General features: G+C 40.4%; 17 protein-coding genes. 6 read left to right on the top strand and 11 right to left on the bottom strand.

Features of this window, described 5'->3' with window-relative positions:
- Positions 1–8 precede the first annotated feature (8 nt).
- From fabZ to J8L98_RS19520, 9 genes are all read right to left on the bottom strand, one after another.
- Positions 9–407, bottom strand: coding sequence for a 3-hydroxyacyl-ACP dehydratase FabZ (gene fabZ, locus J8L98_RS19480; RefSeq protein WP_192509581.1), 399 nt, complete (start codon positions 405–407; stop codon positions 9–11).
- A complete protein-coding gene (locus J8L98_RS19485; RefSeq protein ID WP_192509582.1) occupies positions 404–1519 on the bottom strand; it encodes an ABC transporter permease in 1116 nt (371 codons plus the stop codon). Before J8L98_RS19485 ends, fabZ begins: the two co-directional genes overlap by 4 nt.
- Complete coding sequence (locus tag J8L98_RS19490; RefSeq protein ID WP_192509583.1) at positions 1512–2279, bottom strand: ABC transporter ATP-binding protein; 768 nt, start codon at positions 2277–2279, stop codon at positions 1512–1514. The genes J8L98_RS19485 and J8L98_RS19490 overlap by 8 nt, the downstream gene beginning before the upstream one ends.
- Positions 2280–2288: 9 nt before the next feature.
- A complete protein-coding gene (locus J8L98_RS19495; protein ID WP_210997804.1) occupies positions 2289–4460 on the bottom strand; it encodes a beta-ketoacyl-[acyl-carrier-protein] synthase family protein in 2172 nt (723 codons plus the stop codon).
- Positions 4453–5976 (bottom strand): AMP-binding protein, encoded by a 1524-nt coding sequence (locus tag J8L98_RS19500; RefSeq protein WP_192509585.1) that lies wholly within the window; start codon positions 5974–5976, stop codon positions 4453–4455. Before J8L98_RS19500 ends, J8L98_RS19495 begins: the two co-directional genes overlap by 8 nt.
- Before the next feature lie 35 nt (positions 5977–6011).
- Positions 6012–6287 carry a phosphopantetheine-binding protein gene (locus J8L98_RS19505; protein ID WP_192509586.1) on the bottom strand — a complete coding sequence of 92 codons (276 nt, stop codon included), beginning with the start codon at positions 6285–6287 and terminating at the stop codon, positions 6012–6014.
- A 28-nt stretch (positions 6288–6315) separates the two neighbouring features.
- Complete coding sequence (locus J8L98_RS19510; protein WP_192509587.1) at positions 6316–7929, bottom strand: aromatic amino acid ammonia-lyase; 1614 nt, start codon at positions 7927–7929, stop codon at positions 6316–6318.
- 579 nt (positions 7930–8508) lie between these two features.
- On the bottom strand, positions 8509–9168 hold the full coding sequence (locus J8L98_RS19515; RefSeq protein WP_210997805.1) for a hypothetical protein: 660 nt from the start codon (positions 9166–9168) through the stop codon (positions 8509–8511).
- 323 nt (positions 9169–9491) lie between these two features.
- Complete coding sequence (locus J8L98_RS19520) at positions 9492–11348, bottom strand: S8 family peptidase (protein WP_210997806.1); 1857 nt, start codon at positions 11346–11348, stop codon at positions 9492–9494.
- Between the two features lie 319 nt (positions 11349–11667).
- Between J8L98_RS19520 and J8L98_RS19525 the strand changes: the two genes are divergently transcribed.
- Positions 11668–13947: an aminotransferase class V-fold PLP-dependent enzyme gene (locus J8L98_RS19525; protein ID WP_210997807.1), complete on the top strand. Its 2280-nt coding sequence runs from the start codon at positions 11668–11670 to the stop codon at positions 13945–13947.
- 72 nt (positions 13948–14019) lie between these two features.
- Here the strand turns inward: J8L98_RS19525 and J8L98_RS19530 are convergent, their stop codons facing one another.
- Positions 14020–14439: a hypothetical protein gene (locus J8L98_RS19530; protein ID WP_210997808.1), complete on the bottom strand. Its 420-nt coding sequence runs from the start codon at positions 14437–14439 to the stop codon at positions 14020–14022.
- Between the two features lie 285 nt (positions 14440–14724).
- Here J8L98_RS19530 and J8L98_RS19535 point away from each other — a divergent pair, with 285 nt between their 5' ends.
- The 3 genes from J8L98_RS19535 to J8L98_RS19545 all read left to right on the top strand — a co-directional run bounded on the left by J8L98_RS19535 (position 14725) and on the right by J8L98_RS19545 (position 17185).
- Entirely contained in the window at positions 14725–15414 is a 690-nt protein-coding gene (locus J8L98_RS19535) for a response regulator transcription factor (protein WP_210997832.1), read from the top strand.
- Positions 15415–15439: 25 nt separating this feature from the next.
- Positions 15440–16684 (top strand): HAMP domain-containing sensor histidine kinase, encoded by a 1245-nt coding sequence (locus tag J8L98_RS19540; RefSeq protein WP_210997809.1) that lies wholly within the window; start codon positions 15440–15442, stop codon positions 16682–16684.
- A gap of 291 nt (positions 16685–16975) precedes the next feature.
- Positions 16976–17185 (top strand): DUF1289 domain-containing protein, encoded by a 210-nt coding sequence (locus J8L98_RS19545; RefSeq protein ID WP_192510154.1) that lies wholly within the window; start codon positions 16976–16978, stop codon positions 17183–17185.
- Between the two features lie 136 nt (positions 17186–17321).
- Here J8L98_RS19545 and J8L98_RS19550 read toward each other — a convergent pair whose 3' ends face one another.
- Positions 17322–19205, bottom strand: a complete 1884-nt coding sequence (locus J8L98_RS19550) for a methyl-accepting chemotaxis protein (protein ID WP_210997810.1) — start codon at positions 19203–19205, stop codon at positions 17322–17324.
- 88 nt (positions 19206–19293) lie between these two features.
- Between J8L98_RS19550 and J8L98_RS19555 the strand changes: the two genes are divergently transcribed.
- Both J8L98_RS19555 and J8L98_RS19560 read left to right on the top strand, forming a co-directional pair.
- Positions 19294–20475 carry a porin gene (locus J8L98_RS19555; protein ID WP_210997811.1) on the top strand — a complete coding sequence of 394 codons (1182 nt, stop codon included), beginning with the start codon at positions 19294–19296 and terminating at the stop codon, positions 20473–20475.
- Positions 20475–21278: a transporter substrate-binding domain-containing protein gene (locus J8L98_RS19560; protein WP_210997812.1), complete on the top strand. Its 804-nt coding sequence runs from the start codon at positions 20475–20477 to the stop codon at positions 21276–21278. The genes J8L98_RS19555 and J8L98_RS19560 overlap by 1 nt, the downstream gene beginning before the upstream one ends.
- Positions 21279–21368: the final 90 nt, after the last annotated feature.

Here is a 21368-nt window from a genome sequence, read left to right on the forward strand (position 1 = left end):
TTTCCTTACTAATTTACGTAACTAATAACTAAATCGGCTTTTGCGACAAGTTCATCATCAACATAAGCCTGTGCTTTGAATTTGGCCATACTGCCAAATTCCGTCGTAAGATTTGACACTACTTTAATGATGTCTCCAGGGTGTACTGGCCGAGAGAATTTTGCTTTTTCAATACAAGAAAGCATGCCACCAGATTTACCCGTACCGCAGCACAACCCGCTGATCTGAGCCATTGTTTCAATGATCAGAACGCCAGGGAAAATAGGCTGATCAGGGAAGTGTCCTTCTAGGCCCGGCTCGTTGTGAGAGACAAACTTCAGTCCAACAATTTGTACTGAAGGCGTCAATTCAACAATTTTGTCGGCAAATTTGAATGGTGCCTTATGTGGTAAGTTATCTGTGATCATGCTTTTTCATCTCCCCAATCAAAGCAAAGGTAAACAATTATGAAGAACACGATGCTCGTGGCGGCTAAAATATATAGCTGCTTCGCAACACTTGCTAAATCTGCTCCTTCGTTTGCCACCAATCGCAGCGCATCTAAAAACGCCGTGGTTGGTAAATAAGACACAATTTCGCGAAGGAGGTCTGGGAAGTTAGCAGTATCAAAATAGATACCCGATAGAAACATTAAAGGGAAGTAGAGTAAGTTTGATATTCCAGAAGACACCTCAACTCGCTGACTTCTGGCACCAACCAGTACGCCCAACATACAAATACAGAATGAGCCAAGTGTCATTACAGCCACAATATTTATGATGCTGCCTTGTAACGAGTAATTGAATAATAAATTAAAGGCTACAAATAAGATTATCATCTGAAAAACAAGAAGAAATAGTCGAGCTAATACAATTCCAATGATATAGTCCCGGCGCTTAAATGGAGACAGACGCATACGCTTGAAAAAACCATTCTGTCTATCCGATACCAAGCTATTTGCAACAGATACTAAAGCGAGACCAAGAATTTGTAATACGATGATCCCAGGGATCAACCAATCCGTGTATCTGTAGCCTTTAATGCTGATCACTGAACTATGAACTTCTTGATCCTGTGCAGCTGCCTTTAAGTGCATAAGGTAATTGCGGGCTTTTAAGGTTTCGTCAGAATTGTGTGTCGAAAACATGGAATTTGGCGTGAGATAGACTTGAGGACGCAATTGGCTTTGTAGTGTGCGTAGCAAGTCACTTGGATGCTCAATAGGCTGCTCTACATCTGCATCAATAAATGTTTGTTCTAGTGCCTCTGATTCAGGTTGGTTGAGCGAAGTCACAGACACCAGCGGATCTTGGCGCATAGCTTTTAACCAAGCAGCATCAACTTTTGCTTCATGCATGACCACAACGTTAACTGGTGTCATATGCGAGCCACCAGAAAATGCCTGGATCAGTAAAAGTGCAATTAGAATTGGCAAACCAAAGGTCCAAAGCAGCACGGCTCTGTCTCTAAAGAACGGCCTTATATTGATTAGCATTAACTGCCAAAACGGATAGAGTTTAGCTGGAGTTGCGTTATGCATAACTTTCCCTTGAAATTGAAGATCCTGTTAACTTTAAAAATACGTCGTTGAGTGTGGCTTTTCGTGGTTCTTTAATAATGGGCGCTTCGAATGTACGATTGATAATGTCGTTAGGGCGACCAGCCTCGATAATTTTCCCTGAATTAATAATGGCTAAGTTGTCACATAGGAATTCCGCTTCATCCATATAGTGCGTTGTCATCAAAATGCAGGTACCAGATTCTTTTAAATCTTTGATGATATGCCAGAAGTCTTGTCGGCTAGTCGGATCAAGCCCAGTGGTCGGCTCATCAAGAAAAACCAATCGAGGTTGTCCAACAACCGCCATGGCTAAAAAGACGCGTTGTTTCTGACCACCACTTAACTCACTTAACCATGCATCTTTTTTCTCGAGCAAATTGAAACGCTCGAGTAATTCCAGTATGGGCGTATAGTTTTGATAGAAGCTTGCAAACAGTTCAACACACTCCTTAACTTTGAGTTTGTCGTACAGGTTGTTGTGTTGCATGACACCTCCCATCAGGCCACGCAATTGTGTTTCATGCTTTTGCCATGTGTAGCCAAATAAAGTGATTTCTCCAGAGGTCGGCTTACGCAAACCTTGAAGAATTTCTAAAGTGGTTGTTTTTCCGGCACCATTTGGGCCTAGTAAACCAAAACATTCGCCTTCTTGAACCGAAAATGAGACATCATCGACTGCTACTTTATTGGTCCGTGAATACACCTTTCGCAAAGATTTAACTTCTATGACGCTTGTCATGTGATTTCCTTATTTTTTTAGACTTTTTAAAATACAGGCGCTCAGTGCCCCAGTAAGATTGACGCTGACTACTAAGGCATATTGCGATTTATTCATTTGCAACGCTTGGTGAATTGAAGGGCCGATTGCACAGGTCACAGAAGCGGGTTTATTTTGTGTAATTCTCGCTTGTGGGAAGGCTTTATCTAAATAAGTAAGCAGTGGAGGTATGTGGCTATCGTCCAGTACGGTTAAGTAAATATCTTCAATCGTAACCCCTTGTGTTTGCAGTGTATTTAATTGAGTGAGGCAATGAACATCATTTTGGCTATCGGTAATATTCAAGCACTTTATGACTTCTGCAATAGGGTTATCGTTCGGTGTTAATTGTGTTTCGTTGGCAAGTACTAGGCTACAACTGTAGGCCCCTTGATTTAATGGCTCAATTGGTGCTGTTTCAAATGCTGTTTTGCTGATGGTATTAATATCTTCAGCGCTACAAACCACCCCGTATGCTTGCCTTCCTTCTCGCAAATGAGCGTAGGCAAGGTTGAGGGCTTGTAGGTGGTCATTACCTAGATCACTAATACAGGTCGCACTGCCTTTAAAGCCAAATGTAATAGCAAGTTGACCAAGAGTAGCGTTAACGACAGTATTAGGGAAAACGGTGCTTTTTAGTTCACTAATGCCCTGTGTGAATAAGGTATTTACATTTTTATCAAGCACATCCGCAGAACCTAAAGAACAAGCGAAATAAGCCCCAAAACTATCAAACTCAGACTCGGTAAATGTTCGATTACAGTCTTGTAGCGCATAGGCTGTTGCACCCAATGCAAACTGTGAAACAGTGGTCATGCGTCTTTGAAAAAGTTTAGGGAAGTGATCTTTCAGTACAAACGGGCTTGGCAAGGTAATTTCGGAGCTTTGACTCTGCAAGACAGTGGTGTCTGATAAATATGCACTGCCAAGAATAAACACACGATGTGTAGGCACAGGCAGTGACTGGACATTATTTTTACTGACAATGAGCGTTGTATTGTGACCACCAAATGCAGAGTTGGTGACAGCAAAGTGTGCGGTATTTTGCTGCTTCACATCATTTATAATAAGGTTGTAGCCTTGACAATCGGGCCTGATATTCTCCCCATTTAAGGTGGCTGGTAGGAAACCATTGTCTATAGCGACGGCTGAAGAAATAAACTCAATCGCGCCTGCAGCGCCTAAAGTATGCCCGAAATAAGACTTTGAACTTGAGATAGGGACACGTTGAGCGAGTTCTTGGCCAATTGCATTGGAAATACCGTTTAGCTCAGAGCCATCATTTGCTGGTGTGCCAGTACCGTGACTATTGATGTACTCAAGTTGCTCTGCCGTTATAGCTGAGTATTTTAATGCCTGCTTGAAAGAACGGGTTACGCCAGCACCTTCTGGGTTCGGAGCTGTTGCATGAAATCCATCTAGGCTTGAGCCTGTCGCCAAAATACGATATTTAATGTCAACATGTCGGTTATGTGCGTGTGTCGCAGATTCTAATACTATAAATCCGGCCCCCTCTCCCAAACTCAGACCCGTTTTATCATCATAAGGAGAGCACACATCATTACTTAGCGATTGTACAGAATGAAATCCTCCATATACTAGCTCTGCGAGTGCGTCTGTTCCCCCTGCAATGACAATGTCCACTTCGTCAGATTCAATTAACCGTTTGCCATGCGCGATAGCGCTGCTACTGGCGGTACATGCAGACGTAAATGTGATGGTTGGGCCCAGTATATTGAAGTGAGATCTCACTGATTCGGTAATATGGTGCGGCGGAAAAAACTGACAACGTTCAGGTTGGTGATTTCTAATACCATTTAAAAATGAATATTGGCCACAATTTGCATTACCAAGACACAATGCGACGCGGACATTCATTAACTGCTCACACGTCAAGTGTGCTTGCTCTAGGGCTTCTTCAATTGCCTGTATGGCAAAGTGCGTAGCTAAGTCTTGGTGCTCAAAATGATTGCCACTGATATTTTCTACCTGTTTAACGAGTGCCCCTTTGCGGTTTACCAATCCATCGGTTGAAAATCGTTCTATATCACCAACTCCGGACAGTCCTGCGACCATAGCTTGATGTAAAGATGAAGTACTTTCACCAATTGAACACAGTACACCGTACCCGGTAACTACTGCCGATTTATCTTGCTCAATCATGTATCATTTCCTTAAGCGCTGAAAGAGTGGTTTTGCCCATGTCATTAATGGGAAAGCTTTTTATAAAATTAATTTTAGGTATCGGGAGATCTACAAAGTGATGTTGAAAATCAGCAAAATCGGTTAATGACAGTTTGGGGCTTTCTACGAATGCAACGAGTTCACCACCTTTGATGTTGCGAGTATCTTCGATAAAGTAAACTTTGTTATTCAAATCACTAAACACATGACTTAGAACATCTTCTACCGCTTTGATTGAGACGCGTTTACCAGCGTATTTAAATATTTTGTCTAACCGACCAAGGTGTTCGAAGGTATTCTCATCAATGAAGTTGAGTTTATCTTGCAATGAAAACGTCGTTAGTCCAGACGCGAGAAAGGGAGACGTTATTTGATACTGTCCATTATCTGCTAGTTTGAAGTTGACGACGTTAAAACGCGTAAAATAGCGAGAGGTCGTTTTAAGCGTTCGGTATCCAAGCGCACCTGTCTCGGTGCTTCCAAGTACTTCAATTGCGGGACATATAAGTTGTTTTTCTTTTTGTATTTCTTCAAGTTTTGCCGTTCTTTGTGCACCAAATGCGGCACCTGAACTGACGAGCAACTTGGTTTTTGAGCATAGTTGTTCAGCAGCAAAGTCCCATAATGTAGGCGTGACAATACAGGCATTATTTTGCTGCTTAACAGGGCACAATTGTGGTGTATTACTGTGCTGATAATGAACGGGTATGTTAAGTTTTAATGGGAGCGCAAAGCCCCATACAAAGCCATACATATGGCGAAGGTCGACACAAGCCGTTATGTAGTCAACATCAGAAAAATCAAAGCTCTGAGTAAAAGTATCCGCTTCATTCAAGAGTGCTCTTATGGATTTAAACCATTGCTGTGGTGTTCCTGTACTGCCAGATGTTTCGAAACCAATGTTATTGTCGATTAACTCCATTTGCAGAAATGGCAATAATTGATGCCTGTTGTGGTTTATATTAGAGGGGTTTTTGGGTAACTGTTGCCATGAAAAGGCGTTATTTGGCGCATGTTTCGCGGCGCTCAATATAGGTGTATAACCAAGAGACAGCAGTACACAGACTGTTTTTATAATATCCAAAGGTGATGAGTCTTTAACGTACACGTGTCCAGACTCATTATTTGGTTTAATATCTATATTGGAATATGCAGCCAAGGCGATTAAATCTAATACACTCCCTTCAGACAGAGGTGTATTTTGGTTATCGTAAAAGTAACCTGTTTGCACTGGTAACGCTTGATGTTTTGCTGAATCAATAATGGCAGTCGCAAGCTGTTCAAGAGAAGGAAAACTTGGTTCAGATATTACTGATAGCGCAAAGGTTTTTTTGCACTGTGCATAAAGTTGCATTAGGTCTACAGAGTCTAGAAATACCGGGGTTTCTAATAAACTCTGAGAAATACTCAAATTTGCTGCTTGTTCTGGCAATACTTCTAAATCAGAAACAAGCATCACTTTGAGCTGCGTGATAATAGTATCGACTGACTGCATGGGATCCTTCCAGCTAGATAATAGGGTAAGGGCAATTATTGCCCTTGTGTTTGCTCGTAGATAAATTGACTTAATGAATTGATATTTTTCATCTTGTCTTGGATAACCGTTTCAGGAAAATCCTTAAACTTAAAATTGTATTTTTTCTCTACTGAGACCACTAAATCTAAAACTTCGATGCTATCAAGGTCTAATCCGTCACCTACCAATTGCGCATTGCTATCGATTTCTTCAACACTGTCGACAACCTCAAGGCTGTCGACAATAATATCTTGTTTCAGGAAGGTGCTGATTGATTCTAAAGTACTCATTTTTATCATCCTTTTCTGTTTAGAGTGGTTATTTACCAAATAATGCGTCGACCATTTTCACAATTTCACGGTCCATTGGGCGGTCTTCAATGACTGGCTCAAAGTTACTGCTTAGTAGGTCAAAGAATTCTTTTGATAAAGGGTTGAGATCCTGCGCTTTTTTATCTGCACCATGAACATAATAGGCTTGTCTAACGGCCATTGCCTGAATTGCAATAACAGGTTTGATAAGTTCAACAATGCGTTTTAAATCACGTGCTGCGATAGTTCCCATACTGACAATATCTTGATTAAGCGCTTCGGTTGTACGAGAAAATACAGAGGCAGGATTTGCTTGCTTTAATGCTTCGGCAACCAGTGCAGATGCAGAAATTTGCATCGCTTTGAAACCATGGTGGATCCACGCTTTATCGCCAAGATCTTCCGTCGCGACTAAGTTATTAGCGATGCCGCCATTGAGTCGATCATCGACTAAAATACCCAGCTCTCTTTCAAGCAGCGCGCCCATATTTGCGACCAAGGGCTTTAAAGCATCACAAACAGACGCAACATGCCCGCCGTAGAAATGACCTGCATTTAAAATAAGGTCTTGTTCATTGTCAAATAATGGGTTGTCGTTTACCGAGTTTATCTCGGTTGTCATGATTTTCTCAGCCCAAATTGTTGCATCGACAAGTGGACCTAGCACTTGTGGAGAGCAGCGAATAGAGTAACTATCTTGTAGTCTGAAAGATTCTTTCTTACCATGCTCAATATTGTCATCTGTGCGGTTACGACGACCAAGACGTTGTTCAGGATCTTTTAACCTTTCTAAAATTTTAGCGGCGACACGTTGTTGCCCTTCATGTGGTTTTAATTCATGAACGCGTTTGTGAAATGGTGATGTGCGACCTTCAATCAGCTCAACAAATAAGGCAATAAGTTTGCAGCTAAAATCAACCGCTTGATTGATTTCTTTAATTGCATTAACAGCAACACCAGACATGACCGATGTACCGTTCATTATTGCTAAACCTTCTTTAGGCTTTAATTTATATGGGGCAATGTTAAGTTCAGCTAATACCTCAGCAGTTGGTCGAATTTGGCCTTTATAATACACATTTCTTTTACCGCCAAGTGCTGCGCCAATATATGAAAGTGGTGTTAAGTCGCCACTTGCTCCAACTGAGCCCATTGAAGGTATTGCTGGAATAATGCGGTGGTTTAAAAACGTTTCCATTTGTTCAAGTAGTTGCCAACTTACACCAGAATAGCCTTTTGCATTACAATTCATGCGAATAAGTAATGTTGCGGCACAGTCTTCTTCAGACAAATACTCACCGACACCACAGCCGTGATATGCAATTAAGTTTTGTTGCAAGTCTTCTGATAAACTGGGGGAAATTCGATTACTCGCAGAGTTACCAAATCCTGTTGTAACACCATAAATGTCTTCTTTGTTTTCTAGCTTGTTATCTAAATATTGTCTATTACTCAGTATTTTATCTTTCAGCTCAGCGCTATCTAATTTGATAATTGATAGTGGCTTTGATGCGTATTGTTGAACTGCTTCTAGTGATAAAGTTTGTTGTGAAATAAACACTATATTGCCTAACTGCTCTTCAACTTTGATTTCATCATTAATGATGTGACTCTGATCCATGATTGTCCTTGTAAGTGTCAAGTGTGTGCAATGAGAAATAGCAAAACACGTCCATTTATATAATGAATGGCATCGTGTTTTTTATAGCTAGATCAAACCTGCTTTGTATTATTTATTAATGAATATATTAATACTTTTTATTTAATTGGTTTCCAATAATGAAACGTTAAGTAAGGGGTTAGATAATCTATACTACGTTTTATAAACCCCAAGTTTCGAAAGCGGAACAAGGTTAAGTCCATGTTTAAATTATGTCAATGGCAAAAAAATACTAAATTTATAGCCGTTGTTAAATGAGGGATTAGAGTATGTAGGATATATGAAATTTTTAATTTAAATGATTTTAACTTGTTGATTTTTAGTTGTTTTATTTTTATCTTTGAACGTTGTATGTCATACTGGGAATGAATAATTCAATAAATTGAAATAATTAAATTAATGATAATTTTTGTGAATGCCCGTTTGTTGTATAATGAATCCGTTTTTTTGTTTTTTATATTTATAACTCGCTCCCTTTATGGGTATATATGATTAGAATTAATATTCTAATCATATATTTTTAGAGTTTTTATACTATGGCTATTCTTCTAATATTATTTCTTCAATATCTTTATTGTTGATTACTAATGTATAAGATTGGTCTAAAGAAATAGCACAAAGGTCTAATGGTTTCTCATTTATTATTATGTCTGAATTACAGTCGTCGACGTAATACCAACTTGTTACTTCACCTTTATTGGTATTTATAGCCTCATCATTGATGGTGATAGTCAGCGTTTCATTGGACAGTATGCGAATGGCAAAGAAATCGGCTTTATTTTGTTTTTGCTTTTCGAGTAACTTGATTTGAATTTTTTCGGCGTCATCTTGCCAAGCAATAACATGATAGTTTTGTTTATTGTTAACTTTAAGCTTTTCTTGCCTAAGCATGCCTAATTTATTTACAGACTTGGCGTAGAAGCTTATACGGCGGTTTGTGTTGTGTTCATGACGTATTCTTGCCGGTGTTGAATCTCGTGCGAGTGTCGCAACATGATACTTGTCGTTACTCACATCTCGCTCATCTCCATCTAGCTCTGTATTGGCCATGTGAAACGCGACTTCATATTGCGTGGCATTAACGTAGTTATAATCATTCTTGTAGGTATCAGAGCCGAAATTAGCCGTTTCAATATCTTCTGACGAGCAAGCAACGAGTAGACTAGATAAGATGGGTATGTATAGCTTTAGTGCTTTCATAGTATTTATATCCTTTAAATTTTGAGAGTGAGTATTTATACCGTTAACGGGTACTTGTTGAAGTGTTAAGTTATTGTAATGGGTTAGGGTCGTATTATAAAAAATGAAGTTGTATTAAATTGTATTTTTTTATAACGAGTTTTTACATTTATCAAACAACTTGTATGACTAGATACTTAGTACTTTGATTTAGTTACAAGTATTGGATTTGTGAGGGGTAATTCAGAATGGGGCAGACTGAACGTTTAGGTGAGTCGTTATGCTTGATATGATCAAAAAAGGGCCAACTCATTGGCCCTAATATAGTTCTACCGCGTCACTCGTTAGTATTGACCGAGTAAAGTCAAGTTCGAAAATGCAGAGTAACCCCTTAGCATAATGTGGTAAGTACCACCTTGGCCTGAATTAAGGCTACAATTTTCAGTATTTCCGTTTGCATAAGGGCGACAATCGTAACTGCTTGTGGTCGGTTTAGAGCCTTTCCGAACATATAGATCGGCATCACCTGAACCGCCAGATGTGCTGACATTTAACGTGACGTTTGCAGGTACGTCGATGGTGTAAAAAATCTCTTGATTTTGACTACCAGAAATATTGTTGATTGGTGTGCCATTGTCAAGACAGTTACTACCACATCCACCTTGTGTATCAAATGAAGCAGTTAAAGAAGCATTTGCATATTGGCTATATCCGTTAAGTAAAATATACCAGTCGCCAGCTGAAGGGTCTGTAAAGCTACAGCTCTCGCTATTGCCGTTCTTATAAGGTCGACAATTGTAGCTTGTTAGGGTTGGCTCTTGGCCTACTTGTGTGTATAGATCAGCATCGCCTGTGCCACCCGCTAGATTAATAGATAAAGAGCTGCTTCCTTGAGGGACTGCTATTTTATAGAGCGTTTGAGAGCCATTGGCACCACTGGCAGAAACAGATTGTCCATTATTAAGTTCAATGACCACTGGCGGTGGAGGAGGTGGTGTAGAACCCGCCAATGTATACAACAATTCATTTGGCGAGCCAGACTTGGCATCAGATACTTTATTTTTAGAGCTTCTTTGGCCCAGTAGACTGTCAATTTGCGATGGCGTTAAACTCGGGTTTTGGTCTAAGTATAATGCAACAGCGCCAGCAACATGGGGTGATGCCATAGAGGTGCCACTGATTGTATTCGTTGCGGAGTTAGAGTTATACCATGCAGACTTAATGCTTGAACCTGGTGCGTAAATATCGAGGCAGTTACCGTAGTTTGAAAAACTAGAACGGCTATCGCTGCTGGTTGTTGAACCGACCGTGATTGCGTTGGCAGCGCGAGCTGGGGAGTAATTACAAGCACTGCTATTGTCATTTCCGGCCGCAACAACAAAGCTGATACCTGCTGCTACGGCATTGTTAACTGCATCATCTGTTGCTTGAGATGCGCCGCCTCCTAGACTCATGTTGGCAACAGAAGGCCCTGATGCATTATTTTTAACCCAGTTGATACCTGCGATAACACCAGAGTTAGTTCCTGAGCCATTACATCCAAGAACTCGTACACCGACAACATTGACATTTTTTGCAACGCCGTAGCTACTGCCACCCACTGTACCCGCGACATGCGTACCGTGGCCGTTACAATCTGTTGCATTTGAGTCGTTATCAACAAAGTCATAACCATGACTTGCTCTATTGCCAAACTCGTTATGACTGATAAGGACACCAGTGTCAATTACATACGCAGTGACACCTGAGCCATCATAGTCGTAATGATAATTAGAGTTAAGCGGTAGATCAGTTTGGTCAACTCGGTCTAAACCCCAGATTGCGTTGCCTTGATCCGCTTTAGCTGAGACTAAAGGTGTGATGGATACAATTTGATCTTGCTCAACATATTTAACGCTCGGATCATTAAGTAAGGTATGAATTTGCTTAACGGATGCGTCAACCAAAACGCCATTTAGCGCAGTACCAAACTTTTTCTCAACCGTGACATTGTATTTGCTGTTAAGCATATTCACTTGTTGATCTATGTAGGTCGCAATGGCTTTTTCATCGAGGTTGTTAATTATTTTTGGTGTATCGAATACAACGATATATTTGCCTTCAATTGCTTTCTTTGGGTCTACATCAACCATTTCAGCAGCGAAACACTGGCTAGATAAACCAGTGAGTACAGCAAGTGTAAGTGAACTTAATTTACGCATTGTGTTTCCTTTACATGTTGTTGTGGTTAAAAAACACACAAATTATTATCATTGTTCACAAATAAAACAAACATTTTTTTTACTTAGCTGTAACTTTATGTGCGATTTTTGTATTGTTTTGTTTACGGTTTTGATATTTTGCAGTGAGTTCGGTGGATGCATCACTGGGTTTTCATGTGTGTTACAGACGCAATAAATAGCAAATTAAAGGTTGAATATAATGCGCAACTTCCTTAATATTACTTAAGGTAATTACATATATTATTTAGTTATAACCGCTATATTCTATATAATTAGTTCTCAATATTGAGGTCAGTTCATGCGTAACCCTGAAGTACTAAAACAAATCTACTTAGATGCAAATGCGACTACACCTGTGCTTCCAAGTGCAGCGGCAGCGGCAATGAAGACGATGGAAACAATGTTTGGTAACCCAAGTAGTAGCCATGTTTGTGGTTTGCAGGCAAAAGAGATTATGGTTCAGTCAAGACGCAAAGCAGTTGAGGTGTTAGGTGCTGGAGCTGGCCAGGTTATTTTTACCAGTGGTGCGACAGAAGGTATTCAAACGGGTATTTTATCTGCTTTGTATGCAGCAAAATCTCAAATAAAAGTGGGTGAGCAATATTCTATTTTATATGGCGCCACCGAACACAAGGCTGTACCGGAGTCATTAAAACATTGGAACCGAATTTTAGAGATTGACGCTAAAATTGTGGCGATACCTGTTGATGAGCGAGGTACGCTTGATATGGCATTTATTGCTCGAGAAGTGCCTAATGCGCTAATGATTTGTACTATGGCAGTCAATAACGAAACTGGTGTATATCAAGACTTGCTGTTACTTGAAAAAACGATTCGTACCTCTAACCCTAATGTTTATTGGATGGTTGATTGTGTTCAAGCATTGGGGAAAACTAAAATGGACCTGGCGAATATCAGCATTGATTATGCACCATTTAGTGGTCATAAGCTTTACGGGCCTAAGGGGATCGGGTTTGTTTATATACGAGAAGGTGCGCCTTTTACCCCCTTTATAGCGGGGGGGGGTCAAGAGAGTGGATTGCGTTCAGGCACTGAAAACCTGCCAGGTTTAGCTGCATTAAGTGTTATTTTTGACGAAATATTGGGTCTGGGTGAAAAGCAATTTTCCCCTACCTCAGTGCTCAAACAGTTTCGTGCTCAGTTGGCTCTATCGCTTAAACATGCTTTCCCTACAGTGGTATTTAATCACAGTTTTGATAACAGCGTGCCAACTACGCTGAATTTTTCTATCCCAGGGTTCACTTCTAAAGAGATCATGGACTTGTTTGATGCGGCAAATATACGTGTAAGTTCCGGTTCCGCATGTAGCTCGAAAGTCACTCGTAGTTTTGTATTAGATGCTATGGGTTTAGCACAGTGGCAAAGCGAATCGGCAATCCGTATGTCATTTGGTCCTGCAATGACACAGCACCAAATCGATGCGGCTTGTGAAAGAATTCAACATTGTGCCCAAGCGCTAGGCCACAGCTGTTTATTGCGTGCCGATGGCGCTATTGACGAACGTGAAGAGTTAGAAGGCTTATTACAACTAAAAGTGGGTGGAAGTTGCACATGGCTATATGCAGATAAACGCACTCATAGCGCAGTGGTTATTGATCCCCTCCCAGAATTAAGCAACCGTTTACTGACTATTTTACAGTGTCAAAAGTTGTCGCTTATAGCGGCGATTGATACCCATGGACACGCAGATCATATATCAGGTCGTGTTGCTTTGGCGCAAACGCATTTAGCAGATCAAGAATGTGATGAATTAGGGTGGCCATTAAACAGCGCGAGTAATACATTTGAGGGTCAGTCTTTTAACTATATTGAGTTTGGCGAACACTGTTTAGTGCATGTTGCTACGCCAGGGCATACAAGTGATAGTATCTCGTTATTGTTATGTGATAAAAGCGAATTCTTTAAAGGAAACTTGGTCCCACGCTTTACATTTTGTGGTGACTTAGTTTTGATGGGGAGTGTTGGTAGAACGAATTTTGAATCTAGCAACGCGTCGGCGATGTATGACAGTTTAAGGTCTTTAGCTAAGTTAACGGCTAAGCAAGGGCTATTATGTCCAAGTCATGATTATCATAATGAGTTTGTAACCACCTTTGATGTAGAGCTTAATCGCAATGCCCTGCTGCAAAGTGTGATTGACGCGCAAATTTCAGCAGATGAGTTTATTAGTGCAAAGACTGCGTTAGATAAGCACATTGATGATGAGCAGGGCAGTGAAATTATGTGTGGGGCGTTTATAGAGCCATGCTCTCGCGTTAAGGTGAGCGAGTACGATAGTGATTCTCTTGCGGTCAGAATGCAAAGTCACCACAATATTAAACTGATTGATATTCGTGAACCACATGAGTATGCATTAAGTCACGACCAATCATTTAATAATAACGTGCCATTGACGCGGTTAGCGAATTTTATTGCACAACAAAGTTACAAAAAGGGCGAGGAAATTATTTTGGTTTGCCGCAGTGGTAGCCGTTCACAGGTGGCGGCGAATGCATTGACTAGGTTGGGCTTTGAGCATGTAGGTCATTTAAAGGGCGGCTACGCACTAAGTCATTAATGACCTCAATAAGGGTCGTTAAAGCCACTGTGGATGTGGCTTTAACTCTGCAAACTGAGTATATGACTATACTCAGTTTGTCATGTCATTCTCTATGCTATTTTCTGGTTTAGCCAGCAAGTCATTCCAATTTATAGGGCTTAATTCAAATACTTGATCTGATGAGGTATCGTGTGTGTTACAGACGTTATCTTGTCCGATTACCCGCACTGGTAATTGTTCACTATATGACCTCATGAGTAAGTCATACTGTTGTTGAAATACAGGGGACTTGAGATCTAATTCCCAAACTATGCTGGCACCCTTGGCCACACATTTTGCGAAAGTTGAATGGGTGCTATGGGCATTTAAACGAAAATAAATAATGTGATCATTATTTAACTTATCAGAGCGTATGTTCATTTCGCTGACTGTGCCAGTTAAATCATTCGTCGCTGTGGCAGCAAAGGTTGTTAGTGTCATCAAAGATAGAAATAATGCTTTAAGCTTCATTGTAATTCCTTGTTGATATTGTTATTTTTTATCCATACGGCAATAGTATACCTAATTTATATCTAATTTATACCTTAAAAAGAAACTGAGGCGTGATGCCTCGTATGGTATAGATGAACTCGGACGCCCTTACTTTCTCAGGTACCACTTCATCATTTACACCACGAAAGTAAAGGAGAATAAAGTCTATTCTCGCTGAGAAGCGATAGCGCGCGTTTCACATAATTTTCACGAAGGCTATGCCATCATTTTTCGCCAGCACTTAGCATTAATGCACAAGGACATATTACATTGGCCAATTCATTAAAAATCTTGATAGTTGAAGACCATAGCGATATTAGTCATAACATTGCCGATTATTTTCAGTTGCATGGTGCAGTGACTGACTTTGCCATTAATGGTGAACAAGCAATTGAGCTGGCACTTGGTGAATATTATGACTGTATCGTGTTAGATATTATGCTGCCAAAAAGTAATGGGTTAGAGGTCTGCTCTGCTATAAGGGCAAACGCGACACGACATATACCGATCATTATGCTGACGGCCAGAGACACGCTCGAAGATAAGTTGATTGGCTTTAATATGGGCGCTGATGATTATTTAACAAAACCTTTTGCGTTAGAAGAGTTATGGGCGCGTTGTAACGCACTATCACAACGTCATTTATTAAATTGTACACATACATTACAAGTTGGCCCAGTGTCTTTAAATAAGCAAACTCAACAGGTTGTCCGTGATGGGCAAGCTATTATGTTGCAACCGATACCACTACAAATTTTGACAATTTTATTAGAAGCATACCCTCGGGCAGTGAGTCGCAGTGAGTTATGCGATAAAATTTGGGGGGATGAACATACTGATTCAGATGCGTTGCGATCGCATGTTTATCAATTACGCAAAGTACTAGATAGGCCATTTGATAAACCTGTAATAAAAACGCTCCATGGTGTTGGATTTGCGTTAGATAGTTTATAACGAAGCTGATATGGGTGATTAAAGAATGAAAACGGATCAACTGAGAAACCGGGTAATAGGGTACTTCGTTTGTACTACCGTCGTAATTAGTATTTTGTATAGCATAACGAGTTTTCTATTTGCATATAATGTAGAGGACAACTTTTTCTATGCGCTATTGAAAGATGAACAGGTGGTAGTGGAAAAGCAGCTAGCTCAAGGGAACTTACCCGTTCCGAGACTTGAGTTTATTAGGTTTTACCCTAACGAGGATACGTTGCCCCGCACCGTCCGTCTATCTTGGTTAAATGACCCAACAAGTGTAGAAGTGTCTGATAGTAACGGGTTACATTATCATTTTTTATCTTTGACCCCTGGGTTTTTGGTGGCTGAAGTCAGTGATCATTTGATTGTTAGAAAGTTCAGAGAAGGTATGTTGTATTTTTTATTCGTTATGTTGGCGATTGCAATATCAATTGCGGTTGTTATGGCGCTAGCATCATACAGTGTGGCTAAAAGGTTACTCAAGCCACTTGATAGCTTAATGGCAATAATTGAAACTGCGCCAGTTGAGAGGCTTCCTTCAGGTTTTGCTCATAAGTTTAAAAATGATGAAATCGGCACTTTTGCAATGACATTGGAAGCTGCGTTGAAGCGAATTCGCTCATTTGTTACCCGTGAGCAAAACTTTACCAGAGACGTGTCGCATGAGTTACGCACTCCAGTAACGATTAGCCAAGGTGCGATTACCTTGCTTAAGCAAACAAATTTAGATGAGCAGCAGTTAAAGTTGATGTGTCGTATAGAAAATGCACAACATCAAATAGAGCAAAGTTTGCAAGCACTGCTTGCGTTGGCAAGAGAAGATCATGAAAGCAAAGGGACGAGTAAATTATTAAAGCTAGTAGAGCAAAGTATTTTACAACAATATCAATACTTGAAGAACCCAGAAATTGATATCGATGTGGTAATCAATAGAGAATGTGAAGTACCTATAGAGCCAATGAGCTTGTTGATTTTACTGAATAATTTAATCGGAAATGCATTCAAGTACACAGAACAAGGTTGCGTTAGTATCCGCTATTGTGCGCCAGTATTAACCATTACCGATACTGGTAAAGGAATAAGTTCAGAGTTACATCCTCATGTACTTGAGGCTGGCACTAAAGGGAGTGATAGTGAAGGGCTAGGACGAGGACTAAATATTGTTAAAAGGCTCTGTGAACAACTTGATATTGGCTTTGTGCTAGATTCAACCAGAGGTGGCACTCAGATCAGTTTAACGTTTTAACACCGAACTCCCGTTATTAGGTAACCTCAGCTCTGGATAAGCGAATTTGCCCAATAAAGCTATTTTTCTCACTCTCGGCGTTGCTTTCATTTGTAATAGCCCGCTATTACTGCATAAAAGCGCCTTGATATTGAACAAAATAGCATCATTGGATTGTACGTAAGTTTGTTTTCAAAACATTTTCTATTCCAAAACCCTTATCCAAACCTGAGGTTAGGTATGTTTTATTGTGTTGCACTGTATTTTAGCCCATGATTAAATTTATAGTGCTTCTTAGTAATGGAGAGTGTGATGGTCTCGGTTAAATATACTCACTCTATAACGCTTACTCAATCAATTGATATACCGTGTGTAAGACGCTGCTGTTTGGATAATAACGATGTATGTATTGGCTGTTATAGAACACTCCAAGAAATTTTAGACTGGCATGAATTGTCGACGGAACAAAAGCACTCGGTAATACAACAGTGCAACCAGCGAAAGTTGAGCCGTGAGCGCTAGAGTTGGCTATGCTATTTTTCAGCAGAGCATTTTACTAGGCATACTGTGGAATAAAACCTATCAAGTACGCGTTGGGCATCGATATATGCCGCAATAGCTCATCGCTAATTTTTTGCGATTGTTGATTGTACAGCGCTTACAATGTGAACTTAGAAAGCAGTGATTCTTGTTCGTGCGCATGGCCTGCTAATTTCCCACTCGCCGAAAATTGCTTATCAGCAAAGCTTCCGACTTCTACACTAATGTCATTGATATAACTGGTATTCTTATTGATCTCTTCAATAACGACACTTTGTTCTTCTATCGCAGTGGCAATTTGAATATTGCGATCCATAATCTCTTTAACAGATTCAGAAATGTCGCTGAGCATCACGGTGGCCTGCTCTGTTTGTTCGACGCACGACTGTGTTTTCTCTCGACTTGAGCCCATTGCGCTTTGTACTTGGTTTGAAGAAACCTGTATTTGACCAATCATGGATTTTATTTCAGTGGTTGACTCTTGTGTTTTAGACGCAAGCGAGCGAACCTCATCAGCCACGACTGCAAACCCTCGCCCTTGTTCACCAGCGCGTGCCGCTTCTATTGCTGCATTAAGGGCAAGTAAGTTAGTTTGTTCGGCAATGCCATTTATCACTGATAAAATGTTCTCAATGCTTTTACTATACTCGGCTAATTGCGTGCTTAATTCATGTGACTTAGATATTTCGTCAGATAAATCCGTGATATGGGAGCGAGCCAAACTGAATACCTCTTGTCCTTGCTCGGTTTTTTCATTCACTTGAGTGATAGAGGTTGCAGCTTGCTGTGCACTACTTGCAATTTCCGACGACGTGGTACTCATTTGATGCATCGCAGTTGCTAAGCTTTCAATTAAGCTTACCTGCTGATCCAATCGTTGTGTTGACTGAGTCGACAACTCTCGGGCTTCATCACTACTATTAACAACAAGATCGGCGCGCTCTTTAACGCTTTTTACTAACAGCTGTAGTGATTCCAAAAAGCGGTTAAATTGTCGAGCAACCGTTCCACATTCATCTTTGTTTATGATCTCTAATCGTCTGGTTAAATCCCCTCCACCACTGGCCATTGTTGTAATGGTTTGCTCTAAATCTCGTAGTGGCTGAAGCAGCTTAATCGCTAAACTTCTCATGATGACTGATCCGAACAAAATAGCCAGGATAGCGATCACAAGTGAGTTCACCGTGATATCAGTTAATGTACTATAAACTAAGCCTTTGTCCATGAGCACTGCCAGGTACCAGTCAGTCCCAAACTCATTTTTCAGCTGGTGTAAATAAAATATTTTTTGACCATCTCTGGTTGCTATTTCAATGAGTTGATCAGATTGGTTGGTATTTAAACCAGGGTACAAGCTATTGACGTTTTTACCATTATAATCGCTTTCTTGGTGAGAAATAATGACCCCACTTTGGTCAACGAGAAAGGCGTATCCGGTATTATCAAAGTTCACTGCGTTCACTGTTTTAGCGATGGTATCTAGGCTTAAATCTCCCCCAATAACACCGGCAAAGCCATTCGCGGTGTTTATCGGAGACACAACAGACAGTAACAAGTCACCTGTGGCAGCGTCGGTATATGGGCTAGTAAAAACCGTACTTTGTTTTGATCGCGCGAGCTGGTACCAAGGTCGTTGTTTAAAATCCACATTCGGAGGGTTTCGTCTATTTGGGTCATTAGAGCGTAAGCCGGTCTCTGTTTCTAGTGTCCCAAAACTGAGTAAAAATGCGGTACGAAAGTACGGAGTGTCCAGTACTCGTTGAAATTCACTTGGGCTAAAATCTTGCTCTAACTGACTTTTTACAACTTCTATTTGATGTGCTTTGGATGCCAGCCAGTTGTCGATACTGATGGAAAGTAAGGCGGCATTATCCGTCACATATGCGCGTGTCTTATTTTTCATCGAGTCATTGACGAACCAGTATGTCGATAATGTTGTAACGCAAATGATAGTCAGAATAACGAGCGCTGAGGCGACGGAAAACTTAGTACGGATTTTCATTATAATTTCTACCGCTGATTAAAAAACACTCATGTATGCAAAGTGTTGACTATAATTCGATTATTCGCAACCCTTAAATGTGAACAAAATGGAAAATGTAACTTACTCAAATATCGGGATGTTTTGTGTATTGATCAGTTGCGCAACGATACCTGCATATGCAGCACAAAGACCGGTAACAATGGCTGATATTCAAGCACTTGAAGCACAGCTTGCCGAACTAAAAGCTCGCCTAATAGCACAAAGTTCTGACTCTCAGTCAATTCAAGCGGTGAAAAGGCCAAAAGCAAAAGACAAAACGAGAGCGGTATCGGCGTTACATTCGACAACACAAGTAGAGCCTAAGCGTGAGAAAGAGGTACGAGTATACGCAACGGTAAGGCCAACATTTGGGTTAATTGATGAGCAAGATGAAAGTAATTTAGATGTGCGAGATGCGTTATCTCATGCCGGTATTAAGGCGGTTCATGAGTTTCAACCCGGTTGGCGTGCTGAATTGCACGGTGAATGGAGCATTGATTTGGCGAATGAAGGCAACTTTGGTCGCTCTAGACGCGCTTATACTGCTTTATCTACGCCTTATGGGCGTTTTGGTATTGGCAAACAAAGACCCGCTCAGTACTTATTTATAGCTGAGTATGTGGATATTTTTAACCATGGTGCGAGCCCTTTTGCCTATGACCCAGAAAGTATTTTCTTCGTCGATAATTTGGTGACGTACCGTTATGAAACGGGTCCTGTTACGTTTATTGCCGTGGGGCAATTTGACGGTAAGGAGGGGGATAACCAAGCTGACTTAATTAATATCGGTTTGAGCTACGATAAAAATGGCATTCATGCTGCTGTAACATATCAACATAATACTGCCTATGAGCAAGAGCAAAAACTGGGAGACAGCACGTTGTGGTCAGGGGCATTGGCTTACCAGTTCACCGATGATTTTTATGCAGCGCTTGCTTATCAAGCGAAGGAGTATGATTATTATACGGGAAACCGAGATGGGCATACTTTTGACATGTCGATGGCTTATCAGCTTACTAAACATTATAAGCTTAAAGCAGGCTTTTTTGATTTTGATGATGGGCATATAAGCCTAGACCCAAATAACCAGAGCTTTGACGGATACAATCTAACGTTAGAATGGCTGCCTGTTGATTCGCTGCGCTTACATTTGGAGTACCTAACGAAATCGTTTGATAATAAAAATGAATTTGACTCGATTTCTGTTGGTTTTAGATATGATTTCAGTACAAAGTGGCAGTATGAATAATGGGATATAAAGTACTTTTAGTGATTTATTGTGTGGCCGTATTAGTGAGTTCAACGCTATTGGCACAAACAACATTAGAATCTAAAGTGCAAAAAGTAACTATTTTAGTGGATGATAGTTACCCTCCATATACCTATGAAAGTAATGGCTACTTGTATGGGATTTATGTTGATTTAGTGCGCCAAGCTGCACGTTTACTAAAAGATGAATACGAGATAGAGTTACAACCTGTGCCTTGGAAGCGGGGTGTTGCCGCGCTGGAGCAAGGGGCTGCATTTGCGTTGATGCCCCCGTATATTCATATGAAAAAAAGGCCTTTTATTTGGCCTTATTCCATCGCATTACAAGAAGAAGCGGTGGTTGCTTTTTGTAATCAAGGTAAGACCCTTGTCAATGTGTTATCACGGCCTGATTCAGCTGAGCCAATTAATGTTGGGCTTAACGCTGGTTTTATGATTTTAGACGCTGCCCTAATGGAGGCGCAAAAGCGTGGCAAGATCAAGGTATGGGAAAATAGGAATATACGTTCAAATATAATGAAGATGCGTAAACAGCGTATCGATTGTTATATCAATGATAGGTTATCTACGCTCATTGGTTTGAATAATATCAGGCATTCAGATCCGAGTATTCGACTAGAACAGTTTATTGAAGACAAAGTGATATTACGGCGTACAGCACATATTGGTTACTTAAGGGAGAAAAGTAAAAAATACCCATTTAAATATGATTTCATCAATAAAATGGATGATGCGCTAAAAATAGTATTAGAACGCCAAGAAGATGGTGTTAAGCTCCAATAAGCCGATTTGTATTATTCTAATGGTACGATTTACATAAACAATGAAGCTTGCACGTTGCGTCACCATGTGTTGTAAAGGCTAAAATGTTTG

It is taken from the genome of Pseudoalteromonas sp. MMG013, from assembly GCF_018100885.1.
GTDB lineage: Bacteria > Pseudomonadota > Gammaproteobacteria > Enterobacterales > Alteromonadaceae > Pseudoalteromonas > Pseudoalteromonas aurantia.

Excerpts from the sequence above, each read along its gene's own strand:
- fabZ (WP_192509581.1), bottom strand. The coding sequence starts at position 407 with ATGATCACAGATAACTTACCACATAAGGCACCATTCAAATTTGCCGAC.
- J8L98_RS19485 (WP_192509582.1), bottom strand. The coding sequence starts at position 1,519 with ATGCATAACGCAACTCCAGCTAAACTCTATCCGTTTTGGCAGTTAATG.
- J8L98_RS19490 (WP_192509583.1), bottom strand. The coding sequence starts at position 2,279 with ATGACAAGCGTCATAGAAGTTAAATCTTTGCGAAAGGTGTATTCACGG.
- J8L98_RS19495 (WP_210997804.1), bottom strand. The coding sequence starts at position 4,460 with ATGATTGAGCAAGATAAATCGGCAGTAGTTACCGGGTACGGTGTACTG.
- J8L98_RS19500 (WP_192509585.1), bottom strand. The coding sequence starts at position 5,976 with ATGCAGTCAGTCGATACTATTATCACGCAGCTCAAAGTGATGCTTGTT.
- J8L98_RS19505 (WP_192509586.1), bottom strand. The coding sequence starts at position 6,287 with ATGAGTACTTTAGAATCAATCAGCACCTTCCTGAAACAAGATATTATT.
- J8L98_RS19510 (WP_192509587.1), bottom strand. The coding sequence starts at position 7,929 with ATGGATCAGAGTCACATCATTAATGATGAAATCAAAGTTGAAGAGCAG.
- J8L98_RS19515 (WP_210997805.1), bottom strand. The coding sequence starts at position 9,168 with ATGAAAGCACTAAAGCTATACATACCCATCTTATCTAGTCTACTCGTT.
- J8L98_RS19520 (WP_210997806.1), bottom strand. The coding sequence starts at position 11,348 with ATGCGTAAATTAAGTTCACTTACACTTGCTGTACTCACTGGTTTATCT.
- J8L98_RS19525 (WP_210997807.1), top strand. The coding sequence starts at position 11,668 with ATGCGTAACCCTGAAGTACTAAAACAAATCTACTTAGATGCAAATGCG.
- J8L98_RS19530 (WP_210997808.1), bottom strand. The coding sequence starts at position 14,439 with ATGAAGCTTAAAGCATTATTTCTATCTTTGATGACACTAACAACCTTT.
- J8L98_RS19540 (WP_210997809.1), top strand. The coding sequence starts at position 15,440 with ATGAAAACGGATCAACTGAGAAACCGGGTAATAGGGTACTTCGTTTGT.
- J8L98_RS19545 (WP_192510154.1), top strand. The coding sequence starts at position 16,976 with ATGGTCTCGGTTAAATATACTCACTCTATAACGCTTACTCAATCAATT.
- J8L98_RS19550 (WP_210997810.1), bottom strand. The coding sequence starts at position 19,205 with ATGAAAATCCGTACTAAGTTTTCCGTCGCCTCAGCGCTCGTTATTCTG.
- J8L98_RS19555 (WP_210997811.1), top strand. The coding sequence starts at position 19,294 with ATGGAAAATGTAACTTACTCAAATATCGGGATGTTTTGTGTATTGATC.
- J8L98_RS19560 (WP_210997812.1), top strand. The coding sequence starts at position 20,475 with ATGGGATATAAAGTACTTTTAGTGATTTATTGTGTGGCCGTATTAGTG.